This window comes from Arthrobacter sp. StoSoilA2 (genome assembly GCF_019977195.1).
GTDB lineage: Bacteria > Actinomycetota > Actinomycetes > Actinomycetales > Micrococcaceae > Arthrobacter.
On sequence record NZ_AP024643.1, the window covers coordinates 4,916,752 to 4,934,451 of the forward strand.

Here is a 17,700-nt window from a genome sequence, read left to right on the forward strand (position 1 = left end):
GACGATAAAGGCGATGTCTGAAGCCAAAACCACCCAGTCCGTTCAATCCGGAGAAGCACGTTCCAGCGCCATCATGGCGGCAGGAACGCTGGTTTCCCGGTTCCTTGGCTTCGCCAAAACGTGGATGCTCGGCGCTGCACTCGGCCTGGGTTCAACGGTCAATGACACGTTCATTAACGCGAACAACCTTCCAAACCTGATCTTCCTGTTGGTAGCTGGCGGCGTGTTCAACGCTGTCCTGGTCCCGCAGATCATCAAGGCCAGCAAAGGTGCGGACAGCGGCGCCGATTACATCAGCCGGCTCCTGACCCTCGCTGTGTTGGTGCTGCTGGCGCTGACGGCCCTCGTGACCCTCGCCGCGCCCGTCGTTATCGATCTCACCACCCAGGGCTACTCGGACCAGCAGAAGGCCCTGGCGGTCACTTTCGCGTTCTGGTGCCTTCCACAGATCTTCTTCTACGGCCTGTACGCGCTTCTCACACAGGTCCTGAACGCGCACGGCGCCTTTGGCCCTGCTATGTGGGCTCCCATCTTGAACAATGTGGTGGCCATCGCCGGCCTGGGCATGTTCATCTGGATCCTGGGTGCCAACTACACCAACCCGCACACACTGGATAATTGGGGGCCCACCCAGACGTTCCTGATTGCCGGATTCTCCACGTTCGGCGTAATCGCCCAAACGGCCATCCTGCTGATTCCCGTCATGAGGCTGAAACTGGGCCTGCGGCCCCGTTTCGGATGGCGCGGGGTTGGACTTGGCCAGGCCGCAAAGTTGAGCGTGTGGACGCTTCTGACTGCCGCCGTCGGGCAGTTGGCGTTCCTGTACGTCATGAAAATTGCCACGATTCCCGGTGCCGAACGGCTCCGGCTGGACAATTCAGGCCAAACCACAGCGGCCTCCACTCTTCCAGGAAACGCCGTCCTTGAAGTTGCGAGCCAGCTCTACCTGCTGCCGCATTCGATCATCGCCCTGTCCCTGGCCACTGTTCTCTTTAACCGCATGACGCGGGCGTCCCAGGATGGCAACAAGGCCGAACTGCGCGACGCGCTCTCCCACGGACTGCGAACCATGGCCGTCGCAACAGTTTTTGGAGCATTGGCGCTGTTCGCGCTTGCAGGCCCTCTGGGCATGTTCTTCTCCGGTGGAAAGCCGCAAGACGGCGTCATGCTCGCCCAGACGCTCACCATCCTTGCTTTGAGCACGCCGTTCATGAGCGCAAACTTCATGATGTCGCGTGTCTTTTACGCCAACGAGGACGCCCGCACACCCCTTTATGTGCAGCTTTTGCTCGCCGTCGTTTATGTGGTGGGCGCCTTCTTCATCCAGTTCCTTCCCGTAGGCCAGATCATCTACGCGATCGCCGTCCTGTATACCTTGGGCAACATACTTTCCGTGGTCATCAGCGTGTGGTTCCTCCGCAGGATGCTGGGACATCTGGACGGCCCGCGCATCGCCAACTCGTACATCCGCATGGGCTACGCCGGCCTCGGCTCGGCGATTGCCGGTGCTCTGGCGCTCTGGCTTCTGGGCAGCTACCGTGCCGACGGTTTCGCCTGGAGCAGCCGGCCGGCAGCCTTGGTGACCGTGGTCGTCGTCGGGCCCGTGATGCTGGTGGCCTATCTACTCCTGCTTCGCCTCTTCCATGTCACCGAGTTGCGTGATCTGATGCGTCCGCTGATGGGCCGCTTTGGCCGCGGCGTACCTGCGGTTGCGGGGGCGGCTGCTGAACCCACGACGGCGGCACGCGCCACGGTCTCGGATGATACCGGATTGATTCCGCGTATCTCGGGCGAGTTCGATGCTGCGTCCTTCAGGGCCGGCCCGGCACTCGAACCGGAGCCCGCCGCCGAGGCTCCAACCAAAACTTCAGACTTTTCCGACACCTCCAGCTCTGAAGGACCGCACACGAACTACCTGCCGGATGAGGACGTACCGAGCACGGCCAAGGGAGGACGGTTCCACCCGCAGGTCCCGTTGCCAGGCAGGCGAACCTACCAGGGCGACCCCGGCCACAATCCCTACTTTCCCGCCAACGGTGACGCCGGACAGCACACCAGGCAGAAGCGGAAGAAGTGAACCGGTGCCGCCAACGTGGGCGGCGGGCGCCAATCGGCTAGGCTAGAAATGAATACAGGTAGTTGCAAAAGCGGTACAACCGGCTTGCCGGGCGGCCCGCGTGCAGGACCCGCAGCTCCCGGACAGCCTAGGAGGAACACGTGTCCCACCCGATCGACGTCGGATCAGTGCTTGGCGGCCGCTATAAGGTCACGGCCACCGTATTGACCTCGCATGACCAAGATCTGGTGCTCGACGGCGTGGACCAGGTCCTCAATCGCCCCGTCAGCATCCTCGTTGCCGGTCCCGGAAATGCCGAGCAGGTAGCACAGAGCGCCCGCGAAGTCGCCACGGGGGAGCGCCCTGGCCATGTCCAGATCCTGGACCTCGGAGTCAGCGACAACACTACGTATCTGATTACTAACCACAGCACTGCGCCGGACCTCCTGGACTTGGTAGTCGCAACCCACCCGCCGTACGTGGAACCGTTTTTCACGGAAACCCTCGGCAGCGAGATCTTCGGCCAACCGCGTACCTATGAGCCCGAAACCTATGACGGCCTCTACGAAGACGATGAGCACGAAGCCGAGTACATCCAGTACGACGAAAACGGCTACCCGATCCAATCCGAATCGGATGCTGCCCACGAGGCGCCAGCCACGCAGGCCAGCAACCTGCCGCCTATGCCTTCCTCCAGCCCGTCATCGGCCAAGGGTGGTCTCGCCGGAAAGCTCGCTGCTGCTGCGGCTGGCGCCAGTGCAGCGGGCGTTGCTGCCGCTGCCGCGCTGAAGAACGCCGGGTCCAAGAACCACGACGCCGGGGCTGCCGCTAATGGCGCTGCCGGTGCGGGGGCTTCTGGTGCCGGGGCTTCCGGTGCCGGAGCTGCCGGTGCTTCGGGTGTCGGTTCTACTACGGGAACCCAGCCTCGGACGCAGGCTGTACAGTCGCCGTCGTCCGGAGCTTCGCCTGCTACCACGCCCGTTGCCCCGGTTCAGCCGCCTACGCAAGCCGTCACTTCGCAGCCCGTGGCTTCACAACCTGTGAAACCGCAGCCCGCACCGACTCGCGAACCTGCCGGGGAACCAAAGGTTTCCCTCTGGTCTGAAGAGGACTACGGCCTCGCTGCCGGTGGCGCAGCTCAAGCCGCTGGAGGAAGCTCCGGCCCTGGTTACGATCGCGCTCCTACCAGCTTCCCGGCGTCGGCCGCTGCCACTGAAGATTACGAAGATGAAGAAGTCTACGAGGACGAAACTCCGGAACGCGAGCCGCGGTCCATGCGTTGGCTGGTCGGCGGACTGCTTGCTGCCGTATTGATCGTGGGCCTTGTCCTGGCGGTCACCAACCTGGGAAGCCTCCTGCCGAGCGGAGCTCCGGCGGCCTCGGATAAAACAACAGCGTCATCGCCATCAGCAGGCACCGAATCCGAAAAGCCGACGCCCAGCGAGACCGCTGCTCCCGCGACGCCTCCGGCCATCGATGGCATTACGCGCCTCGGCGATTTCCCGTTCGCTGCATCGTTCGACAAAGACCTTCCCAAAGCATTTGATGGGAACCCGGCCAGTTACTGGTCCGACATGGAGTTCGCTTCCGCCAACTGGGGTGGACTCTCGGGTGAGATGCCCTTGGTCGTGAAGCTCAAGGAGCCCACAGAGGTCAAGTCAGTGGTGCTGAACCAGTTGGGCGGATCGGGTGGAAGCATCAGCGTCTACACCAATGACCGCCCGGCCATGGATGGCGCCAAGCTCGTGGGCACCAACAGCTTCACGTCCCCGGAACTGACAATGCCGCTGGCTGCGCCCACGCAGACCCAGTACGTCATAGTGGTAATCAAGACTCTGCCTAAACTGGCTGCTCCCAAGACCCAGTTCGGATTTGGTCTGCGTTTGGCCGAGGTCACGGTCCAGTAGTTCCGTTTTCGCTCCGCTTACCCAACTAGGTAGCAGCTGATGCCCTTTTGAGGGCTCAAAAGGGCATCAGCTGCTACTTCCTTTCGCATGCGCGGTGCATTGTGACTGGATGTGGCCACCAGTCATCCGGCGTCCCCGCTTCGATTGGCCGAGCCTCCAGACGGTACCCTGAATGATGGTGGGTTTTAGGCCCTCCAAATCCAACGGAATATTTGGACCGTTGCAGGGGTTGAGTCAGGTGGCTGCCCCGAAAGCCGCAGCATCGACTAAGGAAGAGGTTCACGCCACGTGAGCATTGCAGAAAACAGCGCATCGCAGGTGCGTGACGTCATCATCGTAGGTTCAGGCCCCGCCGGTTACACAGCCGCCGTTTACACCGCCCGCGCCAACATGAAGCCTCTGCTCATTGCCGGTTCCGTCACTGCAGGTGGCGAATTGATGAACACTACGGACGTTGAAAACTACCCAGGCTTCCCCGAAGGCATCATGGGTCCCGATCTCATGGAAAACTTCGAAAAGCAGGCGGCCCGCTTCGGTACCGAGATTCTCTTCGAGGATGTCACCGAATTGGATCTCGACGGCGACATCAAGTCGGTCACCATTGGCACGGGGGAGACCTTCCAGGCGAAGGCCATTATCCTGTCCACCGGTTCGGCCTACCGTGAGCTTGGACTTGAGAACGAAAAGCGCTTGTCCGGGCACGGCGTTAGCTGGTGTGCAACCTGCGACGGTTTCTTCTTCAAGGATCAGGACATTGCGGTCATCGGTGGCGGCGACTCGGCCATGGAAGAAGCGCTCTTCCTTACCAAGTTCGCCAAGTCCGTTACAGTGGTCCACCGACGCGACACCCTCAAGGCTTCCAAGATTATGGGCGACCGTGCCCAGGCACACGAGAAGATCAACTTCATTTGGAACACGGCTGTAGAGGATGTCCTCGGCGGTGACAAGGTCACAGGCCTCAAGCTCAAGAACCTGGTGGACGGTACCGAATCCGAACTCGACGTTACCGGCGTCTTCGTGGCCATCGGCAACGATCCCCGCACGGAACTCGTGAAGGGCAAAGTTGATCTGACCCCCGAAGGAACCATTGCTGTAGAGGGCCGGACTTCCCGTACCAACATCAAGGGTGTGTTCGCCGCAGGCGACGTCATCGATCCCACCTACCGCCAGGCCATCACGGCCTCGGGCTCCGGTTGTGTGGCTGCCCTCGATGTCGAGCACTACCTCGCAGACCTGCATTCCTGAGCTTTACCAGACCAGCAACCATACGAAGGGAAAAGTTATGAGCAACGCTAAAGACGTAACTGACGCAAGCTTCAGCACGGACGTCCTGGCTTCCGAGAAACCGGTCATCGTGGACTTCTGGGCAGAGTGGTGCGGACCCTGCCGCAAGCTCGGCCCGATCCTCGACGAGATCTCCGTTGAATACGGCGAGAAGGTTGACGTCGTGAAACTCAACGTCGACGACAACCCTGCCATCGCCGCCGAGTACGGCATCACGTCCATACCCGCCGTCTACCTGTTCAGTGGGGGAGAAGTGAAGAGCACGGTCATCGGCGCCAAGCCAAAGCAGTTCTTCGAAAAGGAATTCGCGGACGTCTTGTCCTAGCTTCCCTTAGTTAGTCAGTGAAAAGCCGGCGGCTGTCCCTCCTGAAGGAGTGGGAGTCGCCGGTTTTTTGTATTTAAGCCAAATGCATCCCATAGCGTTTGTTATTCGACGTTTGATTGCTCCAGAGCCCTTGAACGTCCGCTGAAGCCAACGATTTGGGTTCCCCTTACCTCGGGTAGGCAAACACGGCCCCTCTCTCACATCCCCACCCCACCGCGCGCATCCCTCTCTCACATCCCCACTCCACCCCGCGCATCCCTCTCTCACATCCCCACCCCACCCGACGCATCCCTCTCTCACATCCCGACCCCACCCCGCGCATCCCTCTCTCGCTTCCCGACCTACTGAGTCATGGATCGGGTAGTCCGTGTCCGCTGATGACCCCCGGGACACTTCTCGCGGGGTAAACAAAGAGGCAAAGCCAACTCCCACTCCAGGCGGAAAGCTTCGGATTATTCATAGTCCGACGGGAAGGATTCCGCTCATGCAACCAATCAGTCGTGCTTGGGCTGCTTCATGGGGTGCCGGAACTTCTGGGAATTTCGGACATTTTCGAACTAGTCCGGGCACTTTTCCGTTGGCCGCATGCCGATGACACGCGTGCAAAGCCTTGCGAATCACCGGCATCATTTGAATTTCAACTCTTCGTAGCGGTCCTGGATTCGCTAGCACCCAGCCTCGACTCTGAACGCAACGCCTTCGAGGACCCTGCGCTCATGTCACGCAACACCCACGAGTCTCAGACGCCTGGGGCTCTATCAACTTCTTCCGCCATGACTCATTGCATCATTCACTCCGTCCGGATGGAGTTGTGTTTCCGCGACGGTGAAGTTGGGATTTCAGGGCAACGATTTTCATGCCCGCAGACGCTCTTGGAAGCATCTTCGACCCGAACTGGCGACCTTTTCATCGCTGCCCTCTTCCTTTGTGGGCCGCTCCTCGGGACATGTTTCACGTGAAACGGCATTCCTTCTCCCTCACTTGCGTTTCTCATAGCGACTGGGGCTCCGAGCGCGCCACCATTGGGATCATCATCGTGAAGGTTGCCCCGTCTTGTTTCACGTGAAACATGGGCATGTAACGTCAGGAAAGTTGATAGTTCCGGAGGATCCAGAACCGGCAAAGATCGCCCAAAGGGGGATCTGTCACAGTAGTAAATTGACGCCTGTCTCTTCACCGCAGCACAAATAGTCCGACGGAATGGCCGCATCTCTGAGGTTCCGATCTACGCTACCTGATGAGCGTCCGACCCTTGTGCCGCGTAAGAGAATTGCTCTCCAATCTGATGCATTACCTCAGTGCAAAAGTTCGTGTGCGAGCGGTTGTGTTGTCCAGGATCAACGGAAAAAGCTTGTTGGATATGACACCAGCCTCAGGCTTACATCGTATGTGCTGTTCTTCGTGTGTCTACTCAATCCTCAAGTGACAAGTAGGCTGCCCTCGTCCCGCGCGGAAAACCCCCATAGACCGGGCATGCGTCTGCGAACGGGCCGCCGGTCCCAGAAGCGGCCTTCGCGGACAAATGGCCCAGTCTCTTCGGCCAGCCACATGTGAACCACTCCTGAGGACAATGACTCCCCGAGGCTCGCTACGCCCTGCCTGTGCTCGGAGGGCCCTCCAATACCTGCCCTCCCGGGGGACTGGGCGATGAATTTGAGGGCAAATTGTGGTCTCAGGCACGAAATATCTCAAGTCCCGCGTCCACTCTGTGAATACTCTCGTCGAGGCCGCGTTCGCGATGGGCATTCGATCCCGTGCTGCCAACTATGCCCGGGACTCCCGTCATTCCACATATAGTCCCGCTGCACTGCACCGCCGACGCCGCTTTCGACCTGCGGATGGGCTGGTCCGTCTAACTTTGATTGATCCAGAAACTCTCCCGACCCCGGAGATTTGTTTCACGTGAAACACCGACATCTATCACGTCACTTTAGGTATTTGCATCCAACACACATCGCTCTCGCCTTTGTAGCCTAGGCGACTTCTCACCGCTAGCGAGCCCCAAGATATGGCCCTACATATGAACGGACGTGTCCCGGATGAGCGGACCGCCGCAACTCAAATAGACGCACACAGCGGCGAAAGACGCCTTCACGAGACGAATATACGTCCACGAATACCGCTGCCCACACCGTCTCACCCAGCCAAGCAGGAGCCCCGGCCGTTTCCAACCCTAGCGATTGACGGGCTTCTTATAGCGCCCCCTTCCTTTTCGAAGCCTAGGGGAGGCCAACTACCGATGGTCGATCCAGCCATCGGCTTCCACTCCACATCCACATAACCTGGGAATGGGCACGAGACGATCCCTTCTAATGGAGTCTTGCTGCTGGCGGATGACCTTATCCACTATCCAAATCAGGGAGCAACTTCACTGGCGCCAAAACGGTGCTCGGCGGCACTGAAGATTCATTCTCCGGAACCGAGCATTCCATTTGATCTAGGGGCAACCAACAACCACGTGGAGCAGGGGCTGTTTCACGTGAAACATGAACGGATCCGAATGAAGTTAGTCAGGAACCTGACTGTATTGCTGCATAATGGCCGGAACTAAGACTCATAAGTCGACCGCCTAAGAAGCTGCAGATGCAGAATGCCGCCTGGGACGCCAGCATTCCTAATCCGGAGGACAGCAGCAAGCAGACCTTCCCTTCCTACCTTCCATCCGTGCTCCTGATCTTCCGTCCAGTGTCGCCAACTCACAAGATCGTCGCTCGAGCCCTTCTTGTCTCAACCACTAGCGCGGCTGGGTAGCAGCCGGCATACCCCTACCTGGAGTTCCCTGGCCCGGCCTCGGCAGATCAGCATGCCTGCCAATCCACCGCTCTACGCCAATTCTTTCGTGGAGCCCCTGTAGGCAGACGTCGGATCAAAGGTGCCCCTGCTTCGAGACGATGCCTGGATCTGAACGCTCTACAGCATCACGCCCCGTAGGCTGCGACCCTCGAATGGTGCCGACTATCCCGTCTGAAGAGTGACGCGATTCGTTTGGCACTCCATCGGCCTCCACAGGCCCGCGTGGGAGCGTTTCGTAGATCGACTCAGGATGCCTTCCAATCAACAGGAGGTTCCCAAGAGCACCATGTCAGGTCACGACACTAGCGAGGTCGCAGAGGACAAACGACCAAGTTGTTCACAAAGTTATCCACAGGGTTTTCCACTGGCCACCAGGCGATCCAAATGTCATTTGCCGAGCTCCCGGTACAGCTCCCCGCGGTCCGTCACTTCCTTCCCCCTCCTGCGAGTTTGAAAGCTTTGATGTTGCCGCTCCATTTGACTGCACCACGGTGCATCAAATTCCCGCAAATCAAAGGGTTTTGTGATCATGTGACATGAAATACACGCGGTCCCGTAGGGGATCGTTTCACGTGGAACATTCTGCACTTGGTGCGGAAAGAGTCGCGTCACGGCGGCGGGTGCTCGGAAGCAAGTTGCTGGTGATTGGAGCCAGGGAAACCCGAACCAGCGACAGGGTTATCCCCAAAGTTATCCACAGGCTTATCCACTGCCTAAATCCGCCGATACACATGCCCCTTCCTGCCTCTTTCAGCCTTCGAATGATCATGAGACACCTTGGAATACGTTTCACGTGAAACAAGAGAATCTTGCCGGTGCGCCTAAATGACGGTCCGCCCTTGTTCGTTGAAGCTGGCGTCAGAGACGTAGTGGCACCGGACCCACACACCTCGAAATGTGGCTGAGGCGACAAACAGCACGGCGCCCATTCGGTCAAACGTACAACATCAGATCTATCAACCCGCGACGACAATCAAAGACTCCAACGCTAGGTTCCGCCATGCGCCAACACGCACCCAGGCGGCCCAGTGCCGATGCCGGGGGACACTCCAACCGGCACCAAAAAACCCAGCGCGTCTCGGGCCGCGCGGGGAATGTTTAGACGTTCGACAGCCGAAGCCGGCACGGGAGGGAAGCGCACCATTCGACACACCCCAACGTCCGCATAGGCATTCCTGCTGTCGAGGATGGACATGGGCGCCCCGGGACCGCTGGTTCGGCCGTGAGAGGCGCCGCGCCATCTCGCTCACCAATCAAGGAAGATCGATGTCGACCAGAGGGCCACCGAACTTGGAACACCTCTTCGTGGCAGGGCGCTGAACCTCTCCGGGCCTCAATTGTCGTCCCAGCCATATGGAACAAGGTACGTTCCGCTGTTCTATGTCGGGGTCTCGCCGATCCATCCGTATAGTCAGTACACAGCCCATATAGAGCGGGCAGCGCCTCCGGGATACGGCCCCCAGTGGGCGAAAGATGAGTTCAGATTTGGGCGGCAAGTCCAACGGCAGGAGAAGATCCTAAACTCACGCGAAAACCGAAGTCCCCAACTCCTGGCCAGCCAGTGCGTTCCCTTGAGAATTTGTGCTGTGATACTTCACCCGTCGTTGGCATAGACAGAAGGTCAAGGCAGGATCCGATCGCTACGCCGCCGCTAGGCCGTTTTGTCTGAAACCATTGCTCCGTTTCCGCTACAAGAACGCACGGGAACCGTGGGGGCATGGACCTATTGGATGGCCCGTCTGCCCATTGAACTATAGATCACCAAAAGGGGTAGTTATCTCGCAGATGAATCCTCCACATAGGGCAAGCACATCTTCTGTGCCAGGAGCTCGCTGATAACGGTGCGCCCAGACGTTGGAAGTCGTAGATGAAGCCTCCATCCGATCGCTGATAGGACCGGAGGTGTTTCCGAATAACATGTGTGTAATTCGATCCAATCGCTCGGTGGCAACGCTTTCGTTTGGCCGCTGTAATTAACGCCGCCAGACCCCCAGGGAAATAGGTGTTTCACGTGAAACACGTAGCAGTCTTCATCTCCTCGACGATCAGATGCCAAGCCTTTCGATTCGTCTCCGCATTGTCGGTTTCTGCTAAAGGAGAATAGCGTATTCACTACATCGACGAGGATCGTCCATCCAACCAGCCCAGGGGCGCGGCACGGTTTCACGTGAAACAAGGCCAGCGGTACATGATGCTTCCAACGCGCGCGCCTCAACGAAACAAAAGCGCCGCGGAAATCGCATGATCGAAGGACTTGATTTGTCCGGGGCGGTCGACTCGGCCAAAGCGGTATTTGACGGGAGCACTCCAGAGAAGTGTTTGCCATTCGGCGCGGCAGGGCCGCACGACACCTAAGGGAACTCTAATGTAGGCCGTTGTGTAACGGCAGCGAAGGGGAAGCAGCAATAGTGAGGCAGCGCCAACGCATACACCACCGGGCAACCGAACCACGCGACGCAGGGACACAGGGACACAGGGGCACGGGACACGGGACACGGAAACAAGGAAACAAGCTAGGGTGCCCCGGGACATCGTAGATGGTGGGCCTTCCGTTTCGTTTACATCTCTTTGATTCCAGCGCGACTTACCGGAGTTCAGAATGAGAAATCTGCGCCTTACAGGCCAAGAGCGTGAGTAGAACGGAGGGCAATAGAGCCTGCGCATTCGAATGCTTCCCGACCGGCGCGTTTCACGTGAAACATAGAATCCAAATAGTGCCCCGTCCATGGCTCCCAGCCGCGAGTGGTCTTCTTCAAGAGCGCTACGCAGGGCCCCAGAACGGCCGCACAGTGGCATCAGAGCGCGCTCCAGGATCGAGCCCCCAATAACACGAGTCCGTGCCCGAAGTCGCAGCTTCAGGCAGCCCTAGAGCGACATAGCCTGAAGAAGGGCCAATAGCGAACTCCTCTGGAGCTGCTACGAGCGAACGACCGTCCAAGTATCCAAACGCGTAGCCCGAAGTATAGAGAAGAGAGACCCGCTGGCCGCAACGTAGACGCTGGTTTCACCCGAAGCAGGCACATCCCTGGCCGTCTTGGAACCACCAGCCCAATGTTTCACGTGAAACTCCACAAGAAGCAGGTGGCACCACCCCAGAAAGCCCACGCCCTGTCCTCGAAAACAAAAGCCACGCATTAGAACACAAAATGGGGTCTGCCCGCAGGGCAAACCCCATTTAGTTGGTCGGGAGAACTAGTCGTCAGATCCTGGTCCCAAAACATCCATAATTCGGTTGAGATCCTCCACGCTGGCAAATTCAATGCTGACGCGGCCCTTGCGAGCACCCAAGGTAATCTTCACGTTCGTATCTAGGCGGTCGGATAACGAGGAAGCCAGGTAGTCCAGTCGCTCATGCCGGGCATTGGGCTTGGGAATAGCACTCTTGGCCGGCGCGGCTGGGTCCTGATACAAAGCTACGGCTTCTTCAGTGGCACGGACGGACATACCTTCAGCAACAATCTTCTGTGCAAGGCGCTCCATGGCGGCCGCATCCGGCAACGCCAAGAGTGCACGGGCGTGGCCTGCTGACAAGACGCTCGCTGCCACACGACGCTGCACCAACGGCGGAAGCTTCAAAAGACGCAGTGTATTGGATACCTGGGGACGGGACCGACCAATACGATCGGCCAACTGCTCATGTGTAGTTCCGAAGTCTTCCAAGAGCTGCTGGTATGCGGCTGCCTCTTCCAAGGGGTTCAGCTGGCTGCGGTGCAGGTTCTCCAGCAACGCGTCCCTAAGGAGATCATCGTCAGTGGTGTCACGTACGATGGCGGGGATTGTTTCCAGGCCGGCGGCTTGGACGGCACGCCAGCGGCGCTCACCCATGACCAACTCGTACGGTTCCCCACCCTTTTCGGTTGAAGTACGTACAACAATTGGCTGGAGGACTCCGATTTCCTTGACGGAGTGCACCAGTTCGGCCATGTCGTCTTCATCGAAGACAGATCGAGGCTGCTTGCGGTTCGGATGAATGTCCGTCACCGGTATCTCAGCGAATCTCGCTCCCGGAACCTCAACCAACTCCACCTCAGGCGGAGCAGCTGCAGCAGGGGTCGAAGACGGCGTCGAACTCGTCCCTGCGCCTGAGGTCTTCACCGAGGTAGATGAAGGGCGCTTAGCCGATGGCTTGGAAGCCGGGGCCTTGGCTTCGCTGGACTTGCTTGCAGCAGGTGCCTCGGCCGCAGACTTCGATGCTTCCTTCACAGCGCCGGCACGTGAACCATCTGCTCCACTCAGCGTCGCGGATTCGGCCGCCGGAGCAGGTGCAGGAGCTGTACCTTCGAGCGGTTCCAGAGGCTCCGCTGTCTTACGGGCTTCCGGAAAGAAGAGGTCCACTGGGCGTGAAGGCGCAGCGCCGTTTCCCTGGGCACCCGCAGGTGAGCTAGGAATGAGAGCCCCAAGACCCCTGCCGAGGCCCCTTCGCTTTTCGCTCATTGATTCATCCCTCCGATGGAATAGCCGGGTGCGGACCCGCCCAGGCTGTTGCAGTGTTTCAAGAATTCTAGCGTTCAGCGATTTCGGCAGCGGCTTCCATGTAGGACAGCGCGCCGCTCGATGAAGGATCATAGGTCATGACAGTCTGCTGGTAGCTCGGCGCTTCAGAGATGCGTACCGAGCGGGGAACCACAGCGCTCAGGACCTGTTGAGGGAAGTGTTGGCGGACCTCGGACGCAACCTGTGCCGCGAGGTTGGTTCGGCCGTCGTACATGGTCAGGAGAATCGTCGAAACCACCAGGTCAGCATTGAGGTGCTTCTGGATCATCTCGATGTTCTTCAGGAGCTGGCTCAAGCCCTCCAAGGCGTAGTACTCGCACTGGATGGGAATCAGGACTTCGCTGGCGGCGCAGAACGCATTGACAGTCAACAGACCCAGGCTCGGAGGGCAGTCGATAAAGATGAAGTCCAAACGTCCCTCACCGTTTTTCTCGCGCTCTTTGGAGTAGACATCTATGGCGCGGCGAAGCCTCTGTTCGCGGGCCACCAATGAAACCAACTCGATTTCCGCGCCTGCCAGGTGGATCGTCGCCGGGGCGCAGATGAGGTTGGGAATGTCAGGGCACGGAGCCACTACATCTTTCAGCGGGAGGTCGTTGATCAGGACGTCGTAGATGCTGTCGACATCTGCGTGATGCTCAATGCCCAGGGCTGTAGATGCATTTCCCTGGGGATCAATGTCAATGACCAGAACGTTGAGTCCTGCAGACGCCAGTGCAGCGGCAATGTTGACGGTGGTGGTCGTCTTGCCAACGCCACCCTTCTGATTGGAGACCGTGAAAATCCGGGTCCGATCAGGTTTGGGGAGTTCGCGTCCAATCAGCCGCTCGCGCCGGCGCGTCTCGTTGGCCAGTTGGCGAGCGATAGGGCTCGAATCATCGATGGAGTCCATCACGTTGTGAACCTCATCCGTCAGCGTTTCACGTGAAACTGCAGCATTATCAACTGAATTCGGTCGCACAATGGCGGATTGAAGTGATGCCGAAGGTGTGGCCATGGCCCGCGCGGACCCCAAGGACATAAAGGGGGGGATCCGTTGCGTGGAGGTTTCGCTACTGCCCACTGGTCACACTCTCACTCTCATTCGGCGCTTGCTGCCGTTCTCTAGCCTAACTGCTCAGCCGCCGACACGCGGGAAACCGAGCGGCGACTAGCCCGTCTTTCCGGGCTTGTTGACGATGATCCTCACCACGGTGGTGGGTTCCTCCAAAAGCTCCTGTCCACAAACCACAACGGACGTTTCCACGCCGCCAAGTTTACGGATAACCTTCTTGGCCTTCTCAATTTCTTCGGCAGCGCTGCGGCCCTTGATTGCCACAACCTCCCCCTTGCCCTTCAGCAGGGGGATAGTCAGGCCAGCCAGGTTGGAAAGAGCAGAAACTGCGCGTGCCGTAACGACGTCTGCGTCCACCAATCCCACGGCCAGTTCGGCGCGGGTTCGCATAATGGTCACATTGTCCAGGCCAAGGTCGTCCACGACTTCCTGAAGCCAGATGACTCGACGCTCCAGAGGTTCGATCAAAGTTAATTCAAGGTCTGGGCGGGCAATTGCAAGGCACAGCCCAGGAAGTCCGGCACCGGACCCAACGTCTGCCACGTGGCTGTCCATGGCAATGGCTGACTCGATGACTGCACAGTTCAGGACGTGGCGGCTCCACAAGCGGGGGATCTCACGAGGACCAATCAGCCCACGTTCGGTTCCGGAGGTAGCCAAATGTTCTACATAGCGCTTGGCGAGATCCAAGCGCTCCCCAAAGATCTTCTCTGCTGCCTGCAGTTCAGTTGCGGTAATTTCAACCATGAGCTGCTAGTCAGCCGAGACCACGATGTGACGGCCGGCGCCCTCGCCCTCGGATTCAGAGACGAATCCGAGGTCAGCGACGGCGTCGTGAACGATCTTGCGCTCATAGGCGCTCATCGGCTCCAGGGCAACGGTCCCACCGGATTCCTTGACCTTGGCAACGGCGTCTTCGGCGATCTGCTGAAGTACGCTGGCACGTTCCTTGCGGTAACCGTTGATGTCCAACACCAAACGGGACCGGCTTTCAGTCGCGGAAAGGACGGACAGACGGGTCAGCTCCTGCAGGGCTTCGAGGACTTCACCGTCGGGACCTACAAGGCTATCCAGGGCAGCGGACTCTTCATCGGTTCCGATGGAGATGTAGGTACGACCGTTCCGGACCTCAATGTCAATGTCGCCATCAATGTCAGCGATATCAAGAAGTTCCTCGAGGTAGTCGGCAGCAATGTCGCCTTCCTCTTCCAGGCGGCTGGCTGTCTTGGACAGCGACTCTTCCTGGGTGTCGTCCTGTTCCTCAGTCTCGGCGGCAGTTACATCTTCAGTGCTCTCAGCAGACATTACTTCTTCTTCCTGTTCTTACGTTGTGGCTGGACGCGCTGGGCCCTGATCTCGGCCGCAGCAGCAGCCGCGGCAGCCTCGGCGTCGTCGTCGTCCTTCTTCTTGCCACCCAGCAGCGGAGGCAGGCCCTTCGCGGCGCGGCGCTCTTCCAGTGCCTTCGCGGCGGGCGAGCCAGGTGTGGGCATGCGGCGGATAACGAAGAATTGCTGTCCCATGGTCCAGAGGTTGGTGGTGGTCCAGTAGATCAGGACACCGATGGGGAAGTTGATGCCACCGATACCGAATACGAGCGGCAGGATGTAGAGCATCATCTTCTGCTGCCGCATGAACGGGCTGGCCAGAGCTTCCTCGGACATGTTCTTGGCCATGATCTGCTTCTGCGTAATGAACTGCGAGGCAGTCATGGCGAGAATCATGATGATGGAAAGCATCCAGACGGCGACTTCCGTACCAGGTACCCCACCGTGAAGCAACGATGCGGACAGCGGGGCGCCAAAGATGCTGGACTGATCGAACTGAACAACCTGTTCGTGACTCAGCGCACCAATGCCTTGGCCGGCGTTCTTGGCGGTCGAGATACCAGACAGCACCTGGAACAGTGCAAAGAAGAACGGCATCTGGATCAGCATCGGCAAACACGCCGAGAACGGGTTGGTGCCGTGCTTCTTGTACAGGGCCATCTGCTCCTGTGCCATGGCCTGGCGGGAGAGCTGATCGGTCTTGCCCTTGTACTTGGTCTGCAGCTTCTTCAAATCAGGCTGCAGCAGCTGCATGCCCCGCTGGGCCTTGATCTGCTTGACGAACACAGGAATCAGGGCGGCACGGATCACCAACACCAGGCCGATAATGGAGAGGGTCCACGTCCAGCCGTTGGCGGCGGGCAGGCCGATGAAGCTCAGCCCGTCATGGAAGCCAACCATGATGACCGACACCAACCACTTGAACGGGAACATGATTGTCCCAAAGAAGTCATCCATAAGATATCCCTATTTTCCTCAGGCCGCAGTGCGGCCTTCTTCATCAGCCTGAGCAGCCAGGAACTGGTCCGGGTTGTTCAGTACAACAATTGTGGGCGTCTGGCCTTGCGGCCAATGACGATGGCCGGCGGGGACATGGTCCACTCCGCCAGCATTCCAAGGATGGCATTTGGCGAGCCTCTTGGCTGCGAGCCAGCTACCCTTCATGGCGCCGTGCACCGTCACCGCTTCCAGGGCATACGCCGAGCAGGACGGAAAGAAACGGCAAACCTGGCCGTACAGGGGTGAAATGACCTTGCGGTACATCTTCAGCAGGAGAATCAGGATATTTCGGGGCAGGTCCCAGATGAACTTACCTACCACCACCCACAGGTTGCCGTGGGGAACCTTGCCGACGGGCTCGCTTAAACCAGCAGGGTCGCCTGAGGAAGGAACGACGGCGGTGCTTATGTCATGCACGCGGTGTCCCTTCCCTTGTGGTGCCGTTGTGTTCTGGCGAAGCACTGCGTGGAACTGATCCACCCAGTCGCTTCGTCGTCACTGCCAATGCGGCGTTGTAATCCGAGAGCAGTTGCTCCCAGCTGGCAGATGCAGCTGCGGGCAGTGCCCGGACCACGACCGCCAGGCCCGTTCCATGCGTGTGCAAGGACAGTGCGCCTGCTTCTCTCAGTCTCCTCTTAACGAGGTTCCTGGTCACGGCGTTCCCGACGGCTTTGGAGACAATGAAGCCGATTCGACTCGGCTCCGCGGCCCCGATAGGGGCCGTATATAACACTAAGTTCCGGCGTCCATTGCGGACGCCGGAACGTACAGTTGTTGAAAAGTCGGTAGACGTCCGCAGACGGTTAGGGGTGGCTAGCACCGTCGAACCCGCAAAAAGACCCTGACCGACAAGTCAGTTATTTACGCCGACAGTTCGACGCGGCCCTTGCCGCGACGTGCAGCCAGGATGGCGCGGCCGGCACGGGTGCGCATACGAAGGCGGAAGCCGTGCTTCTTGGCCCGACGGCGGTTATTCGGCTGAAAAGTCCGCTTGCTCACGTTAGTTACTCCAGTGGATCAAAGGTGCGCCCACCCGATCAAAAGGGGAAGAACTGGCCGACGCTAAGTTTTGTATGTGCCTGCCGCCGCTGCCTGCCGCACGATAAACGTACGTCGATGCAGCTGATCACAAAAGCGGACACAAAGGACTTCACAACGTTAGGGCAAAAAGGCACCCTCAGTCAAACCGGGAGCCATTCCTACCGCTATCCACAGCTGTGTCAACGGACGCTTCACAGCCTGTGGATGAAGTGGCTCACAAGGCCCAAATCAGAACCACAACCGTGTAATTATCCACAAGCAACTTCCCAGCTATCTTCTAGCGATTCCATCCCCTAGAGTGGCTCAGTAGCCCATTGTCCACCCGCTGTGCATAACTCTGTGGATTAACCCCGGAAACATCGCCAGTCGGAGACACTTCGGCTGCCAGCAACGCCGGCAAGCAAGTATTTAGGAACTGATTG

The 17,700-nt window shown here is 58.9% G+C and carries 12 protein-coding genes; 4 read left to right on the forward strand and 8 right to left on the reverse strand.

Annotated features, from left to right (window positions below):
* Window positions 1-13 precede the first annotated feature (13 nt).
* From murJ to trxA, 4 genes are all read left to right on the forward strand, one after another.
* Window positions 14-2,077 carry a murein biosynthesis integral membrane protein MurJ gene (gene murJ / locus LDN82_RS22505; protein ID WP_224165923.1) on the forward strand — a complete coding sequence of 688 codons (2,064 nt, stop codon included), beginning with the start codon at window positions 14-16 and terminating at the stop codon, window positions 2,075-2,077.
* Window positions 2,078-2,217: 140 nt separating this feature from the next.
* Entirely contained in the window at window positions 2,218-3,963 is a 1,746-nt protein-coding gene (locus tag LDN82_RS22510) for a discoidin domain-containing protein (RefSeq protein WP_224165924.1), read from the forward strand.
* A gap of 288 nt (window positions 3,964-4,251) precedes the next feature.
* Window positions 4,252-5,208, forward strand: a complete 957-nt coding sequence (gene trxB, locus LDN82_RS22515; RefSeq protein WP_224165925.1) for a thioredoxin-disulfide reductase — start codon at window positions 4,252-4,254, stop codon at window positions 5,206-5,208.
* Between the two features lie 37 nt (window positions 5,209-5,245).
* Window positions 5,246-5,572, forward strand: coding sequence for a thioredoxin (gene trxA / locus LDN82_RS22520; protein ID WP_216924410.1), 327 nt, complete (start codon window positions 5,246-5,248; stop codon window positions 5,570-5,572).
* Window positions 5,573-11,557: 5,985 nt separating this feature from the next.
* On the opposite strand, the gene LDN82_RS22525 is transcribed toward trxA, so the two are convergent.
* The 8 genes from LDN82_RS22525 to rpmH form a co-directional block, all read right to left on the reverse strand.
* Window positions 11,558-12,799, reverse strand: a complete 1,242-nt coding sequence (locus LDN82_RS22525; RefSeq protein WP_224165926.1) for a ParB/RepB/Spo0J family partition protein — start codon at window positions 12,797-12,799, stop codon at window positions 11,558-11,560.
* 67 nt (window positions 12,800-12,866) lie between these two features.
* Window positions 12,867-13,922: a ParA family protein gene (locus LDN82_RS22530; protein ID WP_224165927.1), complete on the reverse strand. Its 1,056-nt coding sequence runs from the start codon at window positions 13,920-13,922 to the stop codon at window positions 12,867-12,869.
* A gap of 87 nt (window positions 13,923-14,009) precedes the next feature.
* Window positions 14,010-14,660 carry a 16S rRNA (guanine(527)-N(7))-methyltransferase RsmG gene (gene rsmG, locus LDN82_RS22535; protein WP_224165928.1) on the reverse strand — a complete coding sequence of 217 codons (651 nt, stop codon included), beginning with the start codon at window positions 14,658-14,660 and terminating at the stop codon, window positions 14,010-14,012.
* 6 nt (window positions 14,661-14,666) lie between these two features.
* Complete coding sequence (locus LDN82_RS22540) at window positions 14,667-15,218, reverse strand: R3H domain-containing nucleic acid-binding protein (protein WP_224165929.1); 552 nt, start codon at window positions 15,216-15,218, stop codon at window positions 14,667-14,669.
* Entirely contained in the window at window positions 15,218-16,195 is a 978-nt protein-coding gene (gene yidC / locus LDN82_RS22545; RefSeq protein WP_224165930.1) for a membrane protein insertase YidC, read from the reverse strand. Before yidC ends, LDN82_RS22540 begins: the two co-directional genes overlap by 1 nt.
* Window positions 16,196-16,213: 18 nt before the next feature.
* Window positions 16,214-16,567, reverse strand: a complete 354-nt coding sequence (gene yidD, locus LDN82_RS22550; protein ID WP_224167599.1) for a membrane protein insertion efficiency factor YidD — start codon at window positions 16,565-16,567, stop codon at window positions 16,214-16,216.
* A 79-nt stretch (window positions 16,568-16,646) separates the two neighbouring features.
* On the reverse strand, window positions 16,647-17,057 hold the full coding sequence (rnpA, locus tag LDN82_RS22555; RefSeq protein WP_224165931.1) for a ribonuclease P protein component: 411 nt from the start codon (window positions 17,055-17,057) through the stop codon (window positions 16,647-16,649).
* Between the two features lie 41 nt (window positions 17,058-17,098).
* A complete protein-coding gene (gene rpmH / locus LDN82_RS22560) occupies window positions 17,099-17,236 on the reverse strand; it encodes a 50S ribosomal protein L34 (protein ID WP_011776797.1) in 138 nt (45 codons plus the stop codon).
* Window positions 17,237-17,700: the final 464 nt, after the last annotated feature.

What these genes read in the sequence shown, in the direction of transcription:
- murJ (WP_224165923.1), top strand. Translation starts at nt 14, where the DNA reads ATGTCTGAAGCCAAAACCACCCAGTCCGTTCAATCCGGAGAAGCACGT.
- trxA (WP_216924410.1), top strand. Translation starts at nt 5,246, where the DNA reads ATGAGCAACGCTAAAGACGTAACTGACGCAAGCTTCAGCACGGACGTC.
- LDN82_RS22525 (WP_224165926.1), bottom strand. Translation starts at nt 12,799, where the DNA reads ATGAGCGAAAAGCGAAGGGGCCTCGGCAGGGGTCTTGGGGCTCTCATT.
- rsmG (WP_224165928.1), bottom strand. Translation starts at nt 14,660, where the DNA reads ATGGTTGAAATTACCGCAACTGAACTGCAGGCAGCAGAGAAGATCTTT.
- LDN82_RS22540 (WP_224165929.1), bottom strand. Translation starts at nt 15,218, where the DNA reads ATGTCTGCTGAGAGCACTGAAGATGTAACTGCCGCCGAGACTGAGGAA.
- yidC (WP_224165930.1), bottom strand. Translation starts at nt 16,195, where the DNA reads ATGGATGACTTCTTTGGGACAATCATGTTCCCGTTCAAGTGGTTGGTG.